Consider the following 20163-nt stretch of genomic DNA (forward strand, 5'->3'; position numbering starts at 1 on the left):
ATGGGTGCCGGGCCGGCGGGTGCACCGGTCGACTTCGACCCGACGCGCTGGCGGGACTACCCCAACGGGCCCGGGTTCCTCACCGCCCTGGCCGACGGCCGGGCACCCCGCGCGGTGTGGACCGCGCTGCCCGGCGAGAACTGGCCGGCCCGCCTGGCGGAGGCGGTCGCCGCCACCCTGCACAGTGGGCGCGGTGTCGTGGTGGCCGTCGCCGACGCCCGGGACCTGGACCGGCTGGACGCCGCGCTCCGCGAGTGTCTGGGGCCGGACCGGCACGTGGCGCTGTCCGCCGCGGTCGGGCCGGCCGAGCGGTACCGGCGGTTCCTGGCGGTGCGGCGCGGCCGGGTCCGCGCCGTCATCGGTACCCGGGCCGTGGTCTTCGCGCCTGCCGCCGACCTGGGGCTGGTGGCGATCTGGGACGACGGCGACGACCTGCACGCCGAGCCGCGCGCCCCCTACCCGCACGCCCGCGAAGTGCTGTTGACCAGGGCGCAGCTGGCCTCGGCGGCCGTGCTGGTGGGCGGGTACGCGCGCAGCGCCGAGGCGCAGCAGCTGCTGGAGACCGGGTGGGCCAGGCCGATCGAGGCCGCCCGCGACACGCTCCGGCGGCGGGCGCCGGCCGTCCACGCGACCAGTGACGATCTCCGTGACCAGGTCGCCGCCCGGCTGCCCACACTGGCCTGGCGGGCGGCCCGGGACGCGTTGGCGGCCGGTGCGCCGGTGCTCGTGCAGGTGCCCCGCCGCGGCTACCTGCCGGCGGTCGCGTGCGCCCAGTGCCGCACCCCGGCGCGCTGTCCGCACTGCCGGGGGCCGCTGTCGCTGTCCGGCTCCGCGAGCACCGCGGTGTGCCGCTGGTGCGGCCGGGCCGCGGCCGGGTACGCCTGCCCGGTGTGCGGCGCGCGCCGGCTGCGCGCCGCGGTCGTTGGTGCCCGCCGTACCGCCGAGGAGTTGGGCCGCGCCTTCGCGGGGGTACCGGTCTGGACGTCCGGCCGGGACGGGGTGCTGGCCACGGTCCCGGACGAACCGGGGCTGGCGGTCGCCACGCCGGGCGCGGAGCCGGTACCGGACGGGGCGGGGTACGGCGCGGTGCTGCTGCTGGACACCTGGGCGCTGCTCACCCGGGCCGACCTGCGGGCCGGCGAGGAGGCGCTGCGCCGGTGGCTGGCGGCGGCGGCGCTGGCCCGCCCGGGCGTGGCCGGCGGCCGGGTGGTGGTGGTCGCGGACGGCGGGCTGTCGCCGGTACAGGCGTTGATCAGGTTCGACCCGGGCTGGCTGGCCGCCCGTGAGCTGGCCGAGCGGCGGGAGCTGGGCTTTCCGCCGGCGGTACGGATGGCGTCGCTGACCGGAACCCCGGACTCCGTCGCCGACCTGCTGGCCGCCGCGCACCTGCCGGACGGGGTGCAGCCGCTCGGGCCGGTACCGGCCGGGGACGGGCAGGAGCGGATGCTGCTGCGTACCACCCGGTCGGGCGGTGCCGCGCTGGCCTCGGCGCTGCGCGAGGCGGCCGGGGTACGCAGCGCCCGGAAGGCACCCGATCCGGTCCGGGTGCAGGTCGACCCGCTGGAGTTGCTCTAGGGCCGCTGCCCCCGCCAACCACTCGCCGGCCCGCTCCAGCCCTGGCGGCGGTGGGCGAACCGTGCGTACTCCGTAGACTGGAACAGTTGTCCTGCGACCGGCCGCCAGGATCCGACCGCCCGAGGAGAGTAGGCCCGTGACCGTCACGCCGATCCGTCTGTTCGGTGATCCCGTGCTGCGCAGCCCGGCCGACCCGGTGGTGGATTTCGACAAGGAGCTGCGCAAGCTGGTCGCCGACCTGGTCGACACCATGCGCGACCAGGAGGGCGCCGGCCTGGCCGCGCCGCAGTTGGGGGTCGGCCTGAGGGTGTTCGCCTTCGACGTCGACGACGTGGTCGGGCATCTGGTCAATCCGGTGCTGGAGTTCCCGGACGAGGAGGAACAGGACGGCCAGGAGGGCTGCCTGTCGATCCCGGGCGTCTACGTGGACACCAAGCGCCGGATGAACGTGGTGGCCAAGGGCTTCAACGAGTACGGCGACCCGGTGCAGATCGTCGGTTCGGGCATGATGGCGCGCTGCGCCCAGCACGAGACCGACCACCTCGACGGAGTGCTGTTCATCGACCGCCTGGACGCGAAGGCCCGCAAAGAGGCGATGAAGGCGATCCGCGCCACGGACTGGTACGAGGCCGGCATGACGATCAAGGTCAGTCCGCACGCGCCCGCGAGCGGGCAGGCCGGCTGATGCGCCTGGTCTTCGCCGGTACCCCGGCCGTCGCGGTGCCGGCGCTGGACGCCATCGCCGCCTCGGACCACCAGTTGGTCGCGGTGCTCACGAGGCCCGACGCCCCGGCGGGGCGGGGCCGGCGGCTGGTGCGGTCGCCCGTGGGCGCCTGGGCCGACGAGCGGGGCATCGAGGTGCTGACCCCGCAGCGGCCCAGGGAGCCGGAGTTCCTGGCGAGGCTGGAGGAGATCGCCCCGGACTGCGTACCCGTGGTCGCCTACGGCGCGCTGGTGCCGCCGGCCGCGCTGTCGATTCCCCGGCACGGCTGGGTGAATCTGCACTTCTCGCTGCTGCCGGCCTGGCGCGGGGCGGCGCCGGTCCAGTACTCGGTGCTGCACGGCGACGAGGTGACCGGGGCCAGCGTCTTCCAGTTGGAGGCCGGCCTCGACACCGGCCCGGTGTTCGGCACCCTGACCGAGCCGATCAACCCCACCGACACGTCCGGCGACCTGCTCGACCGGCTGTCCGGCGCGGGTGCCCGGCTGCTCGTGGAGGTCCTGGACGGCATCGAGGCGGGCACGTTGAGCGCGGTGGCGCAGCCGGCCGACGGGGTCTCGCTCGCGCCCAAGCTGACCGTGGAGGACGCCGAGGTGCGCTGGGCGGAGCCGGCGTTCGGGGTGGACCGGCGGGTGCGGGCCAGCACCCCGGCGCCCGGGGCCTGGAGCACGTTCCGGGGCGAGCGCGTCAAGCTCGGCCCGGTGACGCCCGTGACGCCGGTGCCGGGCACCGCGCCGCTGGCGCCCGGGCAGATCGAGGCGCAGCGGTCGCGGGTGCTGATCGGCACCGGTACCGGGCCGGTGGCGCTGGGCGAGGTGCGGGCGGCCGGCAAGCGCGCCATGGCGGCGACCGACTGGGCGCGTGGTGTGCGTCCGGAGCCCGGCGAGCGGCTCGGATGAGCGCCGGGGTGAGTTCGGACGGGGGAAGGACGGGCGCGGTGGAGCGGAACACGGGAAGGGCGGGCGCTGTGGAGCGGGACTCGGGAGACCGGGACGCGGGGAACCGGGACTCGGGGGACCGGGAGCGCGGACGGCGCTGGGAGTCCGGCGCGGCCCGGGACCGTGGCCCGCGCCAGGAGCGCGGATCGACCGGGGATCGCGGATCCTCCGGGGATCGCGGATTCTCCGGGGACCGGAGATCGGCCCGGCAGGTCGGGGCGGATCGGGCGCATCGGGCGGTGGCCCGCGGCGGTGACCCGGCCCGGCAGGCGGCGTACCAGGCGATCGCGGCCGTGAACCGCGACGGCGCGTACGCCAACCTGGTGCTCCCACAGATCCTGCGGGAGTTCGGGGTGCACGGCCGGGACGCGGCGTTCGCCACCGAGCTGACCTACGGCACCCTGCGCGCCATGGGCACCCTGGACGCCATCGTCGCGGCGGCCGCCGGCCGGGAGGTGGACCGGATCGACCCGCCGGCCCGCGACGCCCTGCGGCTGGGCGCGTACCAGCTGCTGCACACCCGGGTGCCGGCGCACGCCGCGGTGTCGACCACCGTGGACCTGCTGCGCTCGGCGGACGGCCCGGGCGCGACCGGTTTCGCCAACGCGGTGCTGCGCCAGATCGGCGGCCGTACCCGCGACGAGTGGCTGGCCGACCTTGCCCCGGCCCGCGACGCCGACCCGGTCGGCTACCTGGCGCTCACTCACAGCCACCCGCAGTGGATTGTGCGGGCATTCGAGGAGACGCTCGGCGGCGACCAGGAGGAGACCGAGGCGCTGCTGGTCGAGGACAACTACCCGGCGGCGGTGCACCTGTGCGCCCGTCCCGGCCTGGTCGACGCGGTCGAGCTGGCCGACGAGGTGGGCGGCGCGCCCGGTGCCTTCTCGCCGTACGCGGTGTACCTGGACGGCGGGGCGCCCAGCGAGCTGGCCGCCGTGCGCGAGGGCCGGGCGCACGTGCAGGACGAGGGTTCGCAGCTGGCCGCCCTCGCCCTCGCCGACGCCGAGGTGGTCGGCGAGGACACCCGCTGGCTGGACCTGTGCGCCGGCCCGGGCGGTAAGGCCGCGCTGCTCGGTTCGCTGGCGGCGCTGCGTGGCGCCCGGCTGACCGCGGTCGAGGTGGCGCCGCACCGGGCCGAGCTGGTGGAGAAGGCGACCCGGGGGCTGCCGGTGACCGTGCTGTGCGCCGATGGCCGGGACGTGGGCGGTCCGGATCTCCCCGAGGCCGGTTTCGACCGGGTGCTGGTGGACGCGCCGTGCTCCGGGCTCGGCGCGCTGCGCCGGCGGCCGGAGGCGCGCTGGCGCCGTACCCCCAGCGACCTGCCGCCGCTGACCCGGCTGCAGCGGGAGCTACTGACCGCCGCCATCCGCGCGGTGCGCCCGGGCGGGGTCGTGGGGTACGTCACGTGCTCGCCGCACATCGTGGAGACCCAGGTGACGGTCACCGAGTCGGCCCGCCGCAGCCCCCACCCGGTGGAGCTGCTCGACGCCCGGTCGGGGGTGGCCGCCGGATCGGTGAGCATGCCGGGCCTGGGTACGGGGCCGACCGTGCAGCTGTGGCCGCACCGGCACGGTACCGACGCGATGTTCATCGCCCTGCTGCGCCGGACCGGCTGATCGGGTGCGCCGGACCGGCTGATCGGGGCGAAACCATACCCGAATCTGACCGGCGGGCGACGGACTCCTAGTCCGATGTCGGCGAGGAGCAGCCAATACACTGGCGAGGTGAGCGTGCCGCCACCGATCATCGCCCCCAGCATCCTCGCCGCCGACTTCGCCCGCCTGGCCGAGGAGGCCAGAGCCGTCGAGGGCGCGGCCGACTGGCTGCACGTGGACGTGATGGACAACCACTTCGTCCCCAACCTCACCATCGGGCTGCCGGTCGTGCAGAGCCTGATCAAGACCTCCACCCTGCCGTTCGACGTGCACCTCATGATCGAGCAGCCGGAGCGCTGGTCGATCGGGTACGCCGAGGCCGGCGCGTACAACGTCACCTTCCACGTCGAGGCCGCCGACGACCCGGTCGCGCTGGCCAAGAACCTGCGCGCCGCGGGTAGCCGGGCCGGCCTGGCGATCGACCGGGACACGCCGGTCGAGCCGTACCTGGAGCTGCTGCCCCACTTCGACACCCTGCTGATCATGACGATCAAGGCGGGCTTCGGCGGCCAGGCGTTCATGCCCGAGCTGCTGGACAAGGTGCGCGCCGCCCGCCGCCAGGTCGACGCCGGCCACCTGGAGCTGCGCATCGAAGTGGACGGCGGGATCGCCCGGGACACCATCGAGGCGGCGGCCGAGGCGGGCGCGGACGCGTTCGTCGCCGGTACCGCCGTCTACGCCTCCGCCGACCCGGCCGCCGCGGTGCGGGCGTTGCGCCAGGCGGCCGGCAGGTGACCGCCCCGTCGGACGAGGCGCGCAAGCATCAGATTCTGGTCGTCGACGACGACCTCGACATCGCCCGGTTCGTTGAGGTGAACCTGCAGCTGCAGGGCTTCGACGTGCTGGTGGCCCGGGACGGCGCCGAGGCGCTGGACCTGGTCGCGGGCGGCTCGCCGGACCTGGCGATCGTGGACCTGATGATGCCCAAGGTCGACGGGCTGGAGCTGACCCGCCGGCTGCGGGCCAACCCGCTGACCTCGTCGATGCCGATCATCATGCTGACCGCGCGCGGGCTGACCGTGGACAAGGTGCTCGGGCTGACCGCCGGGGCCGACGATTACCTGGTCAAGCCGTTCGACACGCTGGAACTGGTGGCCCGGGTCAACTCCATCCTGCGGCGCAACCAGGAGTACCGCGAGGTCTCGCCGCTGACCGGGCTGCCCGGCAACACCCGCATCCTGCGGGAGATCTCCGACCGGGTGCGCGGCGGCTCGGACTACGCGGTGTGCCACGTCGACATCGACCGGTTCAAGAGCGTCAACGACGCGTACGGCTTCGCCCGCGGCGACGAGTTCATCTCCGCGCTGGCCCGTTCGGTGCAGCGCGCGGTGATGGAGGTCGGGCTGCCCCCGGCGTTCCTCGGCCACATCGGCGGCGACGACTTCGTGATCGTGTGCACCCCCGACCAGATCCGCCCGCTGACCGAGCGCGCGGTGACCGACTTCGAGAGCACGGCGGACAAGCTCTACGACCCGGTGGACTCCGAGCGCGGATACCTGGAGCTCACCGACAAAAAGGGCGAAGTAAAGCGGGCCCGGCTGGTGACGATCTCCATCGGGGTGGCGCTGTCGACCAACCATCCCTACGCCGACCCCCGCGAGGTGGTGGCGGCGGCCTCGGAGATGAAGACGGTGGCCAAGACGCAGCCCGGCTCGTACGTCGCGGTGGACCGGCGCACCGAACGCTGAACCGCCTCCGGGTCGACCGCCGACCCCTATCCGTGCAGCGGGTGAGCCCCGCCATGCCCCCAGTGGTGTGATGCGCGTCGCCTGCGGGGCACGCTGCGGGCACCGGCGTGCAAGACTCGAACCACGTACCCACCACGCGCTGGCGGGACTCGGTGAAATTCCGAACCGGCGGTGATCCGGCGGCCTTGCGGCCCCGGTAAGCCCGCGACCCGATCGACCTCGTGTCGAGCGGTGGACCTGGTGAGACTCCGGGGCCGACGGTCAAAGTCCGGATGGGAGACAGCGCGCGGGCGGAGCGCCACCACGGCGTTCCCGGGCCCGTCCGGCAGTGTCCGGGCGTCGCCCCGTCGGGTGGCGCGTCGCCACCCCTGCCCGCCGGTCGTCATGCCCCCGCCGCGCACCGCGACGAAAGGGGGCCCGGCGGTGACCGAGTTCAGCCCGGCAGAACGGGACGCGATGGACCGCGCCCTGGACCTTGCCGCGCGGGGGCTCGGCTCGACCAGCCCGAACCCGAGCGTCGGCGCGGTGATCCTGGCAGCCGACGGCACGGTGGCCGGCGAGGGCCGGACCGCCCCGGCCGGTGGGCCGCACGCCGAGGTGGCGGCGCTGACCGCCGCCGGAGACCGGGCCCGGGGCGGCACCGCGGTGGTGACCCTCGAACCCTGCGACCACACCGGGCGCACCGGCCCGTGCACTCAGGCGCTGATCGCCGCCGGGGTGACGCGGGTGGTGTACGCGGTCGCCGACCCCAATCCGCTGGCCGCCGGGGGCGCCGACACGCTGCGCGGCGCCGGCGTCGACATCGCGCGGGGGCTGGGCGAGCAGCGGGCCGGGCACCTGTCGCGGTACTGGCGCACCGCCGTGCGGCGGGGCCACCCCTACGTGATCTGGAAGTACGCCGCCACCCTGGACGGGCGGTCGGCGGCGGCCGACGGTACCAGCAAGTGGATCACCTCCGAGCGGGCGCGGGCGGACGTGCACGCGCTGCGCGGCGAGATGGACGCGATCATCGCCGGCATCGGTACCGTGCTGGCCGACGACCCGGCGCTGACCGTCCGGGTACCGGGGCTGCACCGGGCGCCGCTGCGGGTGGTGGTGGACGCGGCCGGCCGTACCCCGCCGGGTGCCCGGGTGCTCGACGATGCCGCGCCCACCTGGATCGCCACCGCCGCCGAGGTCGGCGCCGGGGCCGACGGCCGGGTCGACCTGGAGAAGCTGCTCGCCGCGTTGTACACGCGCGGGGTGCGCGCCGCACTGATCGAGGGCGGCCCCACGCTGGCCGGGGCGTTCCTGGCCGCGGGGCTGGTCGACGAGGTCGTCGGGTACGTCGCGCCCAAGCTGCTCGGCGAGGGACTGGCGGCCAGCGGACCGGCCGGCGTGACCACGATCTCGGCCGCCATCGATCTCGAACTCACCGACGTTACCCGGATGGGACCGGACCTGCGGATCACCGCTGTCCCCCGGAGGAGGAGCTGACATGTTCACCGGCATCGTGGAGGAGTTGGGCAACGTCGTCGGAGTCACCGACCTCGGTGACGCGGCCCGCTTGACCGTTCGGGGGCCGCTGGTCACCGCCGACGCGAGCCACGGCGACTCGATAGCCGTCAACGGCGTGTGCCTGACCGTGGTGGAGACGGCCGACGGCACGTTCACCGCGGACGTGATGAAGGAGACGCTGGACCGCTCATCGCTGGGCGGGCTGACCCCCGACGACCGGGTGAACCTGGAGCGGGCCGCGACGCTGTCCACCCGGCTGGGCGGGCACCTGGTGCAGGGGCACGTGGACGGGGTGGGCGAGATCCTGTTCCGGCAGTCCGGCCGGGAATGGGAGATCGTCACCGTCTCGCTGCCTGCCGAGCTGGCCCGGTATGTGGTGGAGAAGGGCTCGATCACGGTGGACGGCGTCTCGCTGACCGTCACGTCGGTCTCCGAGCGTGACTTCGCGGTCAGCCTGATCCCGACCACGTTGAACCTGACGACGCTGGGTACCAAGGGCGTCGGTGACCCGGTGAATCTGGAAGTCGATGTGATCGCCAAGTACGTCGAGAAGCTGGTGGGGGAGCGGGAGTCATGACCGAGCCGGGAACCTTCGACACGATCGAGCAGGCAATCAAGGACATCGCGGCCGGCCGCCCGGTCGTGGTCGTCGACGACGCCGACCGGGAGAACGAGGGCGACCTGATCTTCGCGGCCGAGCTGGCCACCCCGGAGCTGCTGGCCTTCACGGTTCGGTACACCTCGGGCTTCATCTGCGCGCCGCTGACCGAGTCGGACGCGGACCGGCTGGAACTGCCGCCGATGTACCGGGTCAACCAGGATCCGCGGGGCACCGCCTACACGGTCACGGTCGACGCCCGTGACGGCGTGACCACCGGCATCTCCGCCGCCGACCGGGCGCACACCATCCGGCTGCTGGCCGACCCGGCGACCTCGGCGGTCCAGCTGTCCCGGCCGGGACACGTGGTGCCGCTGCGGGCCAAGGCCGGCGGGGTGCTGCGCCGGCCCGGGCACACCGAGGCCGCCATCGACCTGGCGCAGCTGGCCGGCCTGCGACCGGCCGGCGTGCTGTGCGAGCTGGTCAACGACGACGGCACGATGATGCGGCTGCCGGAGCTGACCCTGTTCGCCAAGGAGCACGAGCTGACCCTGATCTCGATCGCCGACCTCATCGCGTACCGGCGGCGCACCGAGCAGCAGGTGGAGCGCGTGGCCACGGTACGGCTGCCCACCGAGTACGGGCAGTTCACCGCGTACGGGTACCGGGCCACGGTGGACGGAGCCGAGCAGATCGCGCTGGTCTACGGCGACGTCAGCGACGGGCAGGACGTGCTGGTCCGGGTGCACTCCGAATGCCTGACCGGTGACGTGTTCGGCTCCCAGCGCTGCGACTGCGGGCCACAGCTGCAGGCGGCGCTGCGCCGGGTGGCCGAGGAGGGCCGCGGCGTGGTGCTGTACATGCGCGGACACGAGGGCCGGGGCATCGGGCTGCTGTCCAAGCTGCGCGCCTACGAGCTGCAGGACGCCGGCAGCGACACGGTGGACGCGAACCTGCTGCTGGGCCTGCCGGCCGACGCGCGGGACTACGGCACCGGCGCGCAGATCCTCTACGACCTCGGGGTGCGCACGATGCGGCTGCTGACCAACAACCCGGCCAAGCGGGCCGGGCTGCAGGGGTACGGGCTGGAGGTGGTCGGCCGGGTACCGCTTCCGGTGCAGCCGCACCCGGAGAACGTCCGGTACCTTCGCACCAAGCGGGACCGGATGGGCCACCTGCTCGACCAGCTCGACGACATGGCCGAGGCCTGACGGCCGGAGCGCGGGGGCCCGGGATCCGGGCCCCGGAAAGGGAAGGGAAAGACGGATGGCCGGCTTCGGCACCCCCGATTTGTCCACTGTGGACGGCTCGGGGTTGAGACTCGGGGTGGTCGCCACCCGGTGGCACCACGAGATCACCGAGCAGCTGCTGCAGCGGGCGCTGGCCGCCGCCAAGGCGTGCGGCGTCACGGACGTGACCGTGGCCCGGGTGTCCGGCTCGGTGGAGCTGCCGGTGGTGGCGCAGGCGCTGGCTCGCCGCACCGATGCGGTGGTGGCCCTCGGCGTGGTGATCCGGGGCGACACGGCGCACTTCGAGTACGTGTGCCAGTCGGTGACCGACGGGCTGACCCGGGTGGCGCTGGACGAGTCGACGCCGGTGGCGCAGGGCGTGCTGACGGTGGACACCGTCGACCAGGCGTTGCAGCGGGCCGGGCTGCCCGACTCGACCGAGGACAAGGGCTGGTCGGCGACCGTGGCCGCGCTCGACGCGGCGCTGACGCTGGCGAAGCTGGACTGACCGCGTCGCTCCGCGCCGGCCGGCCCGGAGGCACCCGCGAATTCCCGGGCCGGTTCGGCCGTCGCGGGCCATCGGGCCGCCACGCCCCGGCCGGGCTCGGGTGGCGCCGGCGGATCGGCACGTCGCGGGCCGGGACTGCCCGGTCTCCTGGGGCGGCGGTACAGTGTCCGTCGACAGCGTCCCGCGGCCCTTTCCATCGGGACAGCCGGCCCGGCGTTCACCGTGAAGCGGGAGACCCGACATGACCGACGACTCCGAGGGTCTGCGCGTCGAGCGGATGGCCGCCGAGGAATCGGCGCTGTTCCGGCTGACTGGTTACCTCGACTTGTCCACTGTGGATTTGCTGAAGACCACGGTGGGCCCGGCCTGCGGCGGCGGCCAGGAGGTGGTCCTCGACCTGTCGGGCCTGTCGTTCTGCGACTCGACCGGGGTCGGCGCGCTGGTCTGGCTGTACCGGCGGGCCGCGGCGGGGCAGGGCCGGCTGGTGGCGTACGCGCCACGCAAGACGGTGCGCGAGGTGCTGCGGATCAGCGGGGTCGACCGGATCATCCCGGTGCGCGCCGCCACCGGCGGCTGACGTCACTGGCCCGGCTGACGTCACTGGCCCGGCTCGCGTCACTGGCCCGGCCGACGTCACTGACCCAACGACCGTTACAGGCCCGGCGGCGGACGGTCAGGCGGCCGGCGCGGGCTCCCGTCGCTGATCGGTGGATTCCTGCGGGTTCAGGTGGTACACGCTGTACGCCTGCTTGATCACGGGGTGGGCGACGTTGCGCACCCGTACCCCGCCCGGGGTGAGGCCGCGCTCGGTGCCGGCGTGCGCGTGGCCGTGCAGGGCGAGGTTGGTGGGTGCCGAGTCGATGGCCTGGCCCAGCAGGTACGAGCCCAGGAACGGGTAGATCTCCAGCGGCTCGCCGGCCAGGGTGTCCGGTACCGGCGAGTAGTGGGTCAACGCCACCAGCAGGTCGCACTCGGACACCTGGCGCAGCTGCTCGCCGAGCCGGTCGGCCACGTCGCAGGTGGTGCGGATGAACGCCTTCATCTCCGGCTCGCCGAACTCGCTGGCGCACCGGCCGGCGAAGCCGCCACCGAAGCCCTTCGCGCCGACCACGCCGAGCCGGACGCCGCCGATGTTCACCGTCGCGGACTCGCACTCCAGCACGAGGATCCCGGCGTCGCGCAGGATCGAGGTCACCGCCGGCACCTCGTCGCAGTGGTAGTCGTGGTTGCCCAGCACCGCGATGATGGGCACCCCCAGCTCGCCGAACTCCTGCGCCACGCAGGCCGCCTCGGCCGCCGTACCGTGCCGGGTCAGGTCGCCGGCCAGCAGCAGGATGTCGGCGCATTCGGGCAGCCGCTCCAGGGCGGGGCGGTACCTGCCGACAACGTCCTGATCGATGTGGACGTCCCCGACCGCGGCGATCCGGACCATCAAAGCTCCTCCGCGTCGACCGGAGCCTGTGTCCGGGTCACCCCAATGTCGCACTGGACGCGGAGGTCCGGGAACTTTTCGGTCAACCGCCGAAGGATCGCCTCCCGGCGGTCGGCGCTCTCGACCTCCCCCTGCACCAGCAGGTTGCCCTCGCCCTGGCGCAGCGTCAGCCCCTGCTCGGACAGGTCGGGGTCCTCCGTCAGCAGCCGCTGCACGGCGGCCTCCACATACGCGTCCCCGGAAGCAGTCACGCCGTCACCCCCTCCAGGAAAAGCTCCATCTTGGCCAGGTCGGTGCCGGCCGGCATCGTGTCGGCCAGTGGTACCACCCCGAGGCGATCGAGCAGGATCAGAAAGATCTGGGCGAACGGGGAGTGGGCGGTGTTCCGCCGCACCCGGGGCCAGTCGATCTGCTCCCGCAGCGAGCGGGCCAGCGGCAGGGCCTTGGCCAGGTCGCAGTACTGCTGGCTGAAGGCCAGCAGCTTGTGCTCCATCAGCAGGGTCGCCGAGATCACCGGCAGCTGGATGGCGTTGATCGAGATGGGGCTGGTGTCGGCGAGCGTCTCGTCGGTGACCGGCTGCTCCACCGGCCGGTAGATCAAATCCACCAGCCGGCCCTCGTCATACACCTTGACCAGCCAGTCCTCGGGTGGGCGCTCGATCTCGAAGCCCGCCGCGGCGAGCGTCTCCAGTGCCCGGTCCGCGTCCTGGCTGCGCAGCAGGAAGTCCACGTCATGATCACTGGACGTGCCCCCATGCGCGTACGCCGCGAAGCCGCCGGCGAGGGCAAACGGGATGCCGGCCTGCTTAAGCACGCATCCCACCCGCTTCATGGTGAGAGTGAGATCCTCATCGGTCCCGTTGGCCATAGCGGACGGCTTACCCATCCGGGGGCAGCCGGTAAACCACGGCACGGGGTTGCGCGTGGTACTGGCGTGAGCGCGACACTGGGGTCAGCGACCCTGGACGGTGACCTGATGGCGGTGCCGGCGCGGGCCGAGAGGTGGACCGCCGACGAGGCCCTCACGCGGCTGTTCGCCAGCCACTACCGGCAGCTGGTGCGGCTGGCGGCGCTGCTGCTCGGCGACCCGGGCCTGGCCGAGGAGGTCGTCCAGGACGCGTACATCCGGCTCCACGAGCGGTGGCGGACCCTGCGCGAGCCGGACCGGGCGCTCGGTTACCTGCGGACCAGCGTCATCAACGGGGCCCGGTCGGCACTGCGTCGGCGGGTGGTGGCCCGCCGGTACACCGACAGCCTCACGGCGCTGCCGGACGCGCCGAGCGCGGAGAGCCAGACGATCACCGCCTTCGACCACGCGGTTGTGATCAACGCGCTGCGCGGCCTGCCCACCCGGCAGCGGGAGGCACTGGTGCTGCGCTACTACGCGGACTTGTCCGAGGCCGACATCGCCGAGGCGATGGGCATCAGCCGGGGCGCAGTGAAGAGCCACGCCGCGCGGGGGCTCGCCGCCCTGCGCCAGATCCTGGAGCCGGGGTCATGACCGTGAGGAAGTCCGGATCCGCCGGGGCCCCCGACACCGCCGGGACCGAGGAACTGCTGCGCCGGGCGCTGGCCGGCGAGGCGGAGACCGTCGGGGTGTCGCCGGACGCGCTGGGGCGCATCAGGGGGAGCGTCCGGCGCCGGCGGGCCCGCCGGTGGGTGTGGCGGCCGGGTCCGCTGCGGGTGGGCGCGGTGGCCGCGACGGCCGCGGCAGTGGTCGCCGCGATCCTCGCCGGGCTCGGCGGCGCCCTGCCCCGGCCGGGCGGAACGCGACCGCCGAACCCGGCCGGGGCGGCCCACCCGGGGCGGCCGGTGCCCACCGCCAACCTGCCCGTGTACTACCTCGGCCCGTCGGGCGTCGGCGGCCGGCTCTACCGCGAGTACCACCAGATCCCGGTCGCCGGCCCGTCGGCCGCGCGGCGGATCGAGGCCGCGCTCGGCGCGATGTTCGGCCTGCCGGCCGCCGATCCGGACTACCGCAGCCCGTGGCCGGGTGGCGCCCGGGTCGGCGCGGTCACCGTCGACGGCGCCACGGCCAGCGTCGACCTCACCGGCGCCGGGACCGGCGACGCGGATCCGGCGACCGCCCGGATGGCGGTCCAGCAGCTGGTCTGGACCGCCACCGCGACCAGCGTGCTGCCCGGCCAGGCCACCGGCCTGTCCGGCGTCCGGCTGCTCCTGGACGGGCGCCCGGCGACCTCGCTGTGGGGTACGCCACTGCCCGCCCAGCCGCTGCGCCGGGGGCCGGCGGCGGAGGTGCTCGCCCCGGTCTGGGTGATCGACCCGCAGCAGGGCACGGTCCAGGGGCACAGCTTCACGGTCAACCTGGCCGGGATCGTGCCAGGGGCGACCATGCGGCTGCGCGTGCTGGGTGCGGCCGGTGCGGTGATCATCGATCGAACCGTCCGGCTGAGCGCGGCGGCACCGCAGGTCGGCACGGCCAGCGTGGCCATCGATGACCTGCCCAGTGGGGGGTACACGGTCGAGGGGTACGTGGCCCCGGCGCGGGGCGGCGGCGAGCAGTGGCCCGACGACCACCGGTTCACGGTGGGCTGATCAGGCGGCCGGGCGCCGGCGGGCATCGCGGGGCGTCTCAGCATGTGCCGCCGGCCCGCCCCGGGCTCGCCACCCTCCGTGCCGGCCTGGGACAATGGACCACCGTGAAGACCTTCGAGGGGCTGTACGCCGAACTGTCGGCCAAGGCCGCAGCGGGTACGCCCGGATCGTCCACCGTCGAGGCGCTGGCCCGCGGCGTGCACTCCATCGGCAAGAAGGTCGTCGAAGAGGCGGCCGAATCCTGGATGGCCGCCGAGCATGAGGGCCCCGAGCGGGCCGCCGAGGAGATCTCCCAGCTGCTCTACCAGGCCCAGGTGCTCATGCTCGCCCTCGATCTGAAGCTGGAGGACGTGTACCGACATCTCTGACCGCCCCGGTCCGGTCACGACTTCCCCCAAAGAGGTGTTCTGTCCATGCTTCGCATCGCCGTGCCCAACAAGGGCACCCTGTCCCGCCCGGCCGCCGACATGCTGCGTGAGGCCGGTTACAGCCAACGCACCGACGATCGGGACCTGATCTGCCGCGACTCCGACAACGACGTCGAGTTCTTCTACCTGCGCCCCCGGGACATCGCCACCTACGTCGGCTCCGGTGATCTGGACCTCGGCATCACCGGCCGCGACCTGCTCGTGGACTCGGGCAGCGAGGCCGAGGAGGTCCTCGACCTCGGCTTCGCGCCGGCCACGTTCCGGTTCGCCGCCCCGGTGGACACCATGAAGGACGTCAGCGAGCTGGCCGGCCGGCGGATCGCCACCGCGTACCCGGGCGTGGTCACCCGGCACCTGACGGAGCTGGGCATGTCGGCGCAGGTGGTCCGGCTCGACGGCGCCGTCGAGAACGCGGTCCGGCTCGGCGTGGCCGACGCCATCGCCGACGTCGTGGAGACCGGCAAGACGCTGCGCCAGGCCGGGCTGACCCCGATCGGCAAGCCGATCCTGGAGTCCACCGCGGTCCTGGTGCGCCGCGCCGGCGCCTCCGGCACCGGGCCGGTCGGCCAGCTGCTGCGCCGGCTGCAGGGCGTACTGGTGGCCCGCAGGTACGTGATGCTCGCCTACGACGTGCGGGTCGAGCTGCTGGAGGAGGCCAGCGCGCTGACCCCCGGCATCGAGTCGCCCACCGTGTCGCCGCTGCACCGGCAGGGCTGGGTGGCGGTCCAGGCGATGGTCGCCCGCAGCGGGGTACACCGGACCATGGACGAGCTGTACGACCTCGGAGCCCGCGCGATCCTGGTCACGGACGTGCACGCCTGCCGATTGTGACGGGGGCGCATGCGCCGCGCTGGGCGCCGGTGGCAGACTGATCAGACATGAGCGAAGCGGTCCTGCAGATGGTCCGGGCCCGGCCCCGCCGGGCGACGACGATCGCCCGGGTGTCGGCCGTGGCGGTAGTTGTGATCTTCACGGCCGTCGGCGTGGGACTGCACGGCAAGACCGACAGCGGCACCGGTGTCTTCCAGCCCAGCGACCAGGTTGCCCTGATCGTCCTGGGCATCCTGGCCGCGGCCGGGCTGCTGACGCTGACCCGGCCCAGGATGGAAGCCGACGCGCGCGGGATCCGGGTGCGCAACCTGATCGGCGGGTACGAGCTGTCCTGGGACGTGGTCCGGTCGGTGCAGTTCGGCCACGGCGCCCCGTGGGCCAGCCTGGAGCTGGCCGACGACGAGGTGGTCTCGGTGATGGCGGTCCAGGCGGCGGACAAGGCGTACGCGCTGGCCGCGGTGCGGGCGCTGCGCAGCCTGCTGGCCGCCCACCAGGCCACCGCCGACGCCGCCCCGGTGGCCGAGTAGCTACTCGTCTTTCAGGGCCGCCAGGCCGACCCGCCGCCGCAGGGCATATGCCTGACCGGTGGGACCGAGGATGAGCCGGAAGATGTTGATCGCGGCGTCGTCCGGATCCTGCTCGTCCTCCTCGACCAGCCGGAACTCGGGGATGCCAGCGGCGGCGCACTCCAGGGGTTTGTTCGCTCGATCCCGCTCCTTCGACTCCGGCGAGACGACCTCGCGGTCATGGGTAGCGCCGCCGGCAGCTCAAGGTTGATCGTCACGAGCGGCCTGCCTCCGGTTGCCCTCTAATCTGCCCAGGCGGCGCGTTCGCCCGGGGGGCCCACATGCTGGTACAGTTGGTGGGTCGACCCACCGTGATCTTCACGGTGCCTCAAGCGGAGCACCCGCTCCCACCCGAGTGGCTACGGCTGCCGGGTCCGGTCAACGCTCGTAGCGGCGTCGTTCGTGACGCCGCCGTCGCGGGCGTAGCGTCCCCGGCGTGGGGCGTGTGACCGGTCGAGCGGGCCCTGGCATATTCGCCGGGGCCTTCGTGTTGGGGTCGGTCGTGGGGAAAAGAAACTGACTAAGGAGGCCCCATCAGCGTCGAACCACGCGTGAACGAGCAGATCCGGGCTCGTGAGGTCCGGCTGGTCGGCCCTGAGGGCGAGCAGGTGGGCATCGTCCCCCTGGAGCGCGCCCTTCAGTTGGCCGCCGACGTGGACCTGGACCTGGTTGAGGTCGCGCCCATGGCGCGCCCGCCGGTGTGCAAGCTCATGGACTTCGGCAAGTTCAAGTACGAGAGCGCGCTCAAGGCGCGCGAGGCCAAGCGTAACCAGCAGCAGACCGTCATCAAGGAGATGAAGCTCCGCCCCAAGATCGACCCGCACGACTACGAGACCAAGAAGGGTCACGTCGTGCGGTTCCTCAAGGCGGGCGACAAGGTCAAGGTGACGATCATGTTCCGCGGTCGTGAGCAGAGCCGCCCGGAACTCGGTCGCCGCCTGCTCGACCGGCTCTCCTCGGAGATCGCTGAGCTGGGATTTGTCGAGGCCGCACCGAAGCAGGACGGCCGTAACATGATCATGGTAATCGCCCCGCACCGGGCCACGAAGGCCGCCGCCGCCACCGCGCGCGGCGTGGCGACCAAGGAGCGTGACGATATCGACGTGGCCGAGGTGGACCTGGCCGCGCTCGCGCCGGAACCGAACGCGGCCGAAGAGTAGGTACAGGCACGGGTCGCTGGCGGGTGCCATCGCGGTACCACGCGGCCCGAATCGGGAGGAAGACGTTCAGATGCCGAAGATGAAGAGCCACACCGGCATGGGTAAGCGGGCCAAGGTGACCGGCTCCGGGAAGATCGTGGTCCAGCAGACGGGCCTGCGGCACAACCTGGAGAAGAAGTCGTCTCACAAGACCCGCGCGCTGACCGGCACGGTTGAGGTCAGCAAGGTCGACACCAAGCGGATCAAGAAGCTGCTCGGCCGCTGACGCGCGCCCGGACAAAGAGGAGACACTGACGTGGCACGCGTGAAGCGGGCTGTCAACGCCCAGAAGAAGCGCCGTACCGTCCTGGAGGGTGCCAGCGGGTACCGGGGGCAGCGCTCCCGGCTGTACCGCAAGGCCAAGGAGCAGATGCTCCACTCGATGCAGTACGCGTACCGGGACCGGCGCGACCGCAAGGGCGATTTCCGCCAGCTGTGGATCACCCGGATCAACGCCGCGGCCCGCGCCAACGGCATGACTTACAACCGCCTCATCCAGGGCCTCAAGCTGGCCGGCATCGAGGTGGACCGCAAGATCCTCGCCGATCTCGCGGTGACCGACGAGGCCGCGTTCGCCGGCATCGTCGAGGTGGCTCGTGCGGCCGTCGTCGCCGCCGGGACCGGCGGGCCGTCCGACACGGACGGGCTGGCCGCCTGAGTCGCTTGACCACACCGTACCGACCCGGGGCCGATCCGTTCACGACGCGGACGCCCCGGGTCGTTGCTGCTCGCCGCCTGCAGCGCCGCCGGGACCGGGAGGCGGCCGGGTGCTTCCTCGCCGAGGGGCCGCAGGCGATCGGCGAGGCACCCCGGATCGTCGAGCTGTTCGGCACCCCACAGGCGCTGGACCGGCACCCCGAGCTGGTGGCCCGGTCGGGCCGGGTGTCCCCGGTCACGGACGACGCCCTGGCGGCGTTGGCGGAGACCGTCGCGCCCCAGGGGCTGGTGGCGGTCTGCGAGTTCGTGGACGTGCCGCTGCCCGACGCGCTCGGACGCGGGCCGGGGCTCATGGCGGTGCTGGCCGGCATCCGGGACCCGGGCAACGCCGGTACGGTGCTGCGCACCGCGGACGCGGCCGGGGCCGGTGCGGTGGTCTTCGCCGGGGACGCGGTCGACCCGTACAACGGCAAGTGCGTGCGCGCGTCGGTGGGCAGCCTGTTCCACGTCGACGTGGTGCGGCACCGGGAGCCGGACTCGGTGGTGGCCGCGATCCGGGCCGCCGGGCTGCCGGTACTGGCGGCCGACGCGTACGGCGAGACCGACCTGGACGAACTGGCCGAGGGCGGCGGGCTGGACCGGCCGGTGGCGTGGATGTTCGGCTCGGAGGCGCACGGGCTGCCGGCCGACCTGGCCGAGGCCGCGGACGCCCGGGTACGGGTGCCGATCCATGGCCGGGCGGAGAGCCTCAACCTCGCGGCAGCCGCCGCGGTCTGCCTGTACGCTTCAGCGAGAGCGTTGGCCGCCATCGGCGGCCGTGAGGCACGGGAGTCCGAGAGTGATCACGACCAGTCTGGCTTGGCGCGTCCGGCGCCGCGCGACGACCCAGACCAGTCGCTCATTTAGCCAGCCCGCCGGTGTCGGCGGGCGGCTGGGCTGACCCGGCTACCCTCCCGCACCCGCGGGCTGCGGAGCATCCGTAAGCTGACGCAGTTGTCTGGTTCGGGAGACGAGAAACCATGGCGTACCGCAACGACCCCTACGACCCCAAGCGGGCCGCGCTGCTGGATCAGTCGGCGCTGGACGATGCCGTAGCCGGCGCGGAGAAGGCCTTCGCCGAGGCGGCGGACCTGGACGCGCTCACCGCGCTGCGCCCGGCCCACCTCGGCGACCGCGCCCCGGTCTCGTTGGCCCGCCGGGAAATCGGCGCGCTGCCGCCGGCCGCCAAGGCCGACGCGGGCGCCCGGGTCAACGCCGCTCGGGCGGCCGTCCAGGCCGCGCACGACGCCCGGCGGGCGGTGCTCGCCGCCGAGCAGGAACGGCGGGTGCTGGCCGAGGAGGCGGTGGACGTCACGCTGCCCGGTGACCGCCGGCCCCGCGGTGCCCGGCATCCGCTGACCACGATGATGGAGCGGATCGGCGACCTGTTCATCGGGATGGGGTACGAGATCGCCGAGGGCCCCGAGCTCGAGGCCGAGTGGTACAACTTCGACGCGCTGAACATCGCGCCGGACCACCCGGCACGCGGGACGATGGACACCTTCTTCGTGGACGTGCCGGGGCTGGTGCTGCGCACCCATACCTCGCCGGTGCAGGCGCGGTCGATGCTGACCCGGCCGCTGCCCATCTACATAGTGGTGCCCGGCCGGACCTACCGCACCGACGAACTGGACGCGACCCACACCCCGGTGTTCCACCAGGTCGAGGGCCTGGTGGTCGACAAGGGCATCACCATGGCCCACCTGCGCGGCACGCTGGACCACTTCGCCCGCGCCATGTTCGGCCCCGAGGCGCGCACCCGCTGGCGCCCGCACTACTTCCCGTTCACGGAGCCGTCGGCCGAGTTCGACGTGTGGTTCCCGGAGCACCGCGACGGGCCGCGCTGGGTCGAGTGGGGCGGCTGCGGGATGGTCAATCCGCGGGTGCTGCGCGCGTGCGGCATCGACCCGGACGAGTACTCCGGGTTCGCCTTCGGCATGGGCATCGAGCGCACGCTGATGTTCCGCAACGGGATCGGCGACATGCACGACATGGTGGAGGGCGACGTCCGCTTCGCCCGCCCGTTCGGAATGGAGGGCTGATCCG

The 20163-nt window shown here is 73.5% G+C and carries 24 protein-coding genes and 1 riboswitch; of the genes, 21 read left to right on the forward strand and 3 right to left on the reverse strand.

Going from position 1 to position 20163, the window contains the following annotated elements; translation table 11 throughout:
- The 11 genes from ABEA87_RS36445 to ABEA87_RS36495 all read left to right on the forward strand — a co-directional run.
- Nucleotides 1–1575: primosome assembly protein PriA (locus tag ABEA87_RS36445; protein WP_345637635.1), on the forward strand; the 1575-nt coding region annotated here is incomplete at its 5' end.
- 136 nt (nt 1576–1711) lie between these two features.
- Complete coding sequence (gene def, locus ABEA87_RS36450) at nt 1712–2260, forward strand: peptide deformylase (protein WP_345637637.1); 549 nt, start codon at nt 1712–1714, stop codon at nt 2258–2260.
- Nucleotides 2260–3195, forward strand: a complete 936-nt coding sequence (gene fmt / locus ABEA87_RS36455) for a methionyl-tRNA formyltransferase (protein WP_345637639.1) — start codon at nt 2260–2262, stop codon at nt 3193–3195. Before def ends, fmt begins: the two co-directional genes overlap by 1 nt.
- Nucleotides 3192–4850, forward strand: coding sequence for an RsmB/NOP family class I SAM-dependent RNA methyltransferase (locus tag ABEA87_RS36460; RefSeq protein WP_425571019.1), 1659 nt, complete (start codon nt 3192–3194; stop codon nt 4848–4850). Before fmt ends, ABEA87_RS36460 begins: the two co-directional genes overlap by 4 nt.
- 108 nt (nt 4851–4958) lie before the next feature.
- Nucleotides 4959–5624 carry a ribulose-phosphate 3-epimerase gene (rpe, locus tag ABEA87_RS36465; RefSeq protein WP_345637641.1) on the forward strand — a complete coding sequence of 222 codons (666 nt, stop codon included), beginning with the start codon at nt 4959–4961 and terminating at the stop codon, nt 5622–5624.
- Entirely contained in the window at nt 5621–6577 is a 957-nt protein-coding gene (locus ABEA87_RS36470) for a response regulator (RefSeq protein ID WP_345637643.1), read from the forward strand. Before rpe ends, ABEA87_RS36470 begins: the two co-directional genes overlap by 4 nt.
- 134 nt (nt 6578–6711) lie before the next feature.
- Nucleotides 6712–6865: riboswitch (FMN riboswitch) on the forward strand.
- A gap of 168 nt (nt 6866–7033) precedes the next feature.
- Complete coding sequence (ribD, locus tag ABEA87_RS36475) at nt 7034–8053, forward strand: bifunctional diaminohydroxyphosphoribosylaminopyrimidine deaminase/5-amino-6-(5-phosphoribosylamino)uracil reductase RibD (protein ID WP_345637773.1); 1020 nt, start codon at nt 7034–7036, stop codon at nt 8051–8053.
- Nucleotide 8054: 1 nt separating this feature from the next.
- Nucleotides 8055–8651 carry a riboflavin synthase gene (locus tag ABEA87_RS36480; protein WP_345637645.1) on the forward strand — a complete coding sequence of 199 codons (597 nt, stop codon included), beginning with the start codon at nt 8055–8057 and terminating at the stop codon, nt 8649–8651.
- Entirely contained in the window at nt 8648–9883 is a 1236-nt protein-coding gene (locus ABEA87_RS36485) for a bifunctional 3,4-dihydroxy-2-butanone-4-phosphate synthase/GTP cyclohydrolase II (protein WP_345637647.1), read from the forward strand. Before ABEA87_RS36480 ends, ABEA87_RS36485 begins: the two co-directional genes overlap by 4 nt.
- Nucleotides 9884–9938: 55 nt before the next feature.
- Nucleotides 9939–10409, forward strand: a complete 471-nt coding sequence (gene ribH, locus ABEA87_RS36490) for a 6,7-dimethyl-8-ribityllumazine synthase (protein WP_345637650.1) — start codon at nt 9939–9941, stop codon at nt 10407–10409.
- Between the two features lie 241 nt (nt 10410–10650).
- Nucleotides 10651–10986: an STAS domain-containing protein gene (locus ABEA87_RS36495; protein ID WP_345637652.1), complete on the forward strand. Its 336-nt coding sequence runs from the start codon at nt 10651–10653 to the stop codon at nt 10984–10986.
- A gap of 96 nt (nt 10987–11082) precedes the next feature.
- Here the strand turns inward: ABEA87_RS36495 and ABEA87_RS36500 are convergent, their stop codons facing one another.
- The 3 genes from ABEA87_RS36500 to ABEA87_RS36510 are packed head-to-tail and all read right to left on the reverse strand — an operon-like array spanning nt 11083 to nt 12709.
- Nucleotides 11083–11844: a metallophosphoesterase family protein gene (locus ABEA87_RS36500; RefSeq protein WP_345637654.1), complete on the reverse strand. Its 762-nt coding sequence runs from the start codon at nt 11842–11844 to the stop codon at nt 11083–11085.
- The gene (locus tag ABEA87_RS36505; protein ID WP_345637656.1) at nt 11841–12092 is read right to left on the reverse strand and encodes a hypothetical protein; all 252 of its coding nucleotides are present in this window, start codon (nt 12090–12092) and stop codon (nt 11841–11843) included. Before ABEA87_RS36505 ends, ABEA87_RS36500 begins: the two co-directional genes overlap by 4 nt.
- The gene (locus ABEA87_RS36510) at nt 12089–12709 is read right to left on the reverse strand and encodes a nucleotidyltransferase family protein (RefSeq protein ID WP_345637658.1); all 621 of its coding nucleotides are present in this window, start codon (nt 12707–12709) and stop codon (nt 12089–12091) included. The genes ABEA87_RS36505 and ABEA87_RS36510 overlap by 4 nt, the downstream gene beginning before the upstream one ends.
- A gap of 66 nt (nt 12710–12775) precedes the next feature.
- On the opposite strand from ABEA87_RS36510, the gene ABEA87_RS36515 reads away from it, so the two are divergent.
- From ABEA87_RS36515 to pheS, 10 genes are all read left to right on the forward strand, one after another.
- Nucleotides 12776–13342 (forward strand): SigE family RNA polymerase sigma factor, encoded by a 567-nt coding sequence (locus ABEA87_RS36515; RefSeq protein WP_345637659.1) that lies wholly within the window; start codon nt 12776–12778, stop codon nt 13340–13342.
- The gene (locus ABEA87_RS36520) at nt 13339–14397 is read left to right on the forward strand and encodes a GerMN domain-containing protein (RefSeq protein ID WP_345637661.1); all 1059 of its coding nucleotides are present in this window, start codon (nt 13339–13341) and stop codon (nt 14395–14397) included. The genes ABEA87_RS36515 and ABEA87_RS36520 overlap by 4 nt, the downstream gene beginning before the upstream one ends.
- Before the next feature lie 104 nt (nt 14398–14501).
- Nucleotides 14502–14765, forward strand: coding sequence for a phosphoribosyl-ATP diphosphatase (locus tag ABEA87_RS36525; RefSeq protein ID WP_425571021.1), 264 nt, complete (start codon nt 14502–14504; stop codon nt 14763–14765).
- Nucleotides 14766–14810: 45 nt separating this feature from the next.
- The gene (hisG, locus tag ABEA87_RS36530; protein ID WP_345637663.1) at nt 14811–15656 is read left to right on the forward strand and encodes an ATP phosphoribosyltransferase; all 846 of its coding nucleotides are present in this window, start codon (nt 14811–14813) and stop codon (nt 15654–15656) included.
- Nucleotides 15657–15703: 47 nt separating this feature from the next.
- Nucleotides 15704–16183, forward strand: coding sequence for a PH domain-containing protein (locus ABEA87_RS36535; protein ID WP_345637665.1), 480 nt, complete (start codon nt 15704–15706; stop codon nt 16181–16183).
- Between the two features lie 590 nt (nt 16184–16773).
- The gene (gene infC, locus ABEA87_RS36540) at nt 16774–17382 is read left to right on the forward strand and encodes a translation initiation factor IF-3 (protein WP_345637667.1); all 609 of its coding nucleotides are present in this window, start codon (nt 16774–16776) and stop codon (nt 17380–17382) included.
- 70 nt (nt 17383–17452) lie between these two features.
- Nucleotides 17453–17647, forward strand: a complete 195-nt coding sequence (gene rpmI, locus ABEA87_RS36545; RefSeq protein WP_345637669.1) for a 50S ribosomal protein L35 — start codon at nt 17453–17455, stop codon at nt 17645–17647.
- Between the two features lie 30 nt (nt 17648–17677).
- On the forward strand, nt 17678–18079 hold the full coding sequence (gene rplT / locus ABEA87_RS36550) for a 50S ribosomal protein L20 (protein ID WP_345637671.1): 402 nt from the start codon (nt 17678–17680) through the stop codon (nt 18077–18079).
- 5 nt (nt 18080–18084) lie between these two features.
- Entirely contained in the window at nt 18085–18984 is a 900-nt protein-coding gene (locus tag ABEA87_RS36555) for a TrmH family RNA methyltransferase (RefSeq protein ID WP_345637672.1), read from the forward strand.
- Between the two features lie 113 nt (nt 18985–19097).
- Nucleotides 19098–20159: a phenylalanine--tRNA ligase subunit alpha gene (gene pheS, locus ABEA87_RS36560; protein WP_345637673.1), complete on the forward strand. Its 1062-nt coding sequence runs from the start codon at nt 19098–19100 to the stop codon at nt 20157–20159.
- Nucleotides 20160–20163: the final 4 nt, after the last annotated feature.

It is taken from the genome of Rugosimonospora acidiphila, assembly GCF_039543385.1.
In the GTDB taxonomy this organism is placed as follows: Bacteria; Actinomycetota; Actinomycetes; order Mycobacteriales; family Micromonosporaceae; genus Rugosimonospora; species Rugosimonospora acidiphila.

Excerpts from the sequence above, each read along its gene's own strand:
- ribH (WP_345637650.1), top strand. The coding sequence starts at position 9,939 with ATGGCCGGCTTCGGCACCCCCGATTTGTCCACTGTGGACGGCTCGGGG.
- pheS (WP_345637673.1), top strand. The coding sequence starts at position 19,098 with ATGGCGTACCGCAACGACCCCTACGACCCCAAGCGGGCCGCGCTGCTG.
- ABEA87_RS36480 (WP_345637645.1), top strand. The coding sequence starts at position 8,055 with ATGTTCACCGGCATCGTGGAGGAGTTGGGCAACGTCGTCGGAGTCACC.
- ABEA87_RS36520 (WP_345637661.1), top strand. The coding sequence starts at position 13,339 with ATGACCGTGAGGAAGTCCGGATCCGCCGGGGCCCCCGACACCGCCGGG.
- ABEA87_RS36485 (WP_345637647.1), top strand. The coding sequence starts at position 8,648 with ATGACCGAGCCGGGAACCTTCGACACGATCGAGCAGGCAATCAAGGAC.
- ABEA87_RS36510 (WP_345637658.1), bottom strand. The coding sequence starts at position 12,709 with ATGGCCAACGGGACCGATGAGGATCTCACTCTCACCATGAAGCGGGTG.
- ABEA87_RS36460 (WP_425571019.1), top strand. The coding sequence starts at position 3,192 with ATGAGCGCCGGGGTGAGTTCGGACGGGGGAAGGACGGGCGCGGTGGAG.
- hisG (WP_345637663.1), top strand. The coding sequence starts at position 14,811 with ATGCTTCGCATCGCCGTGCCCAACAAGGGCACCCTGTCCCGCCCGGCC.
- ribD (WP_345637773.1), top strand. The coding sequence starts at position 7,034 with ATGGACCGCGCCCTGGACCTTGCCGCGCGGGGGCTCGGCTCGACCAGC.
- ABEA87_RS36495 (WP_345637652.1), top strand. The coding sequence starts at position 10,651 with ATGACCGACGACTCCGAGGGTCTGCGCGTCGAGCGGATGGCCGCCGAG.
- fmt (WP_345637639.1), top strand. The coding sequence starts at position 2,260 with ATGCGCCTGGTCTTCGCCGGTACCCCGGCCGTCGCGGTGCCGGCGCTG.
- ABEA87_RS36535 (WP_345637665.1), top strand. The coding sequence starts at position 15,704 with ATGAGCGAAGCGGTCCTGCAGATGGTCCGGGCCCGGCCCCGCCGGGCG.
- rpmI (WP_345637669.1), top strand. The coding sequence starts at position 17,453 with ATGCCGAAGATGAAGAGCCACACCGGCATGGGTAAGCGGGCCAAGGTG.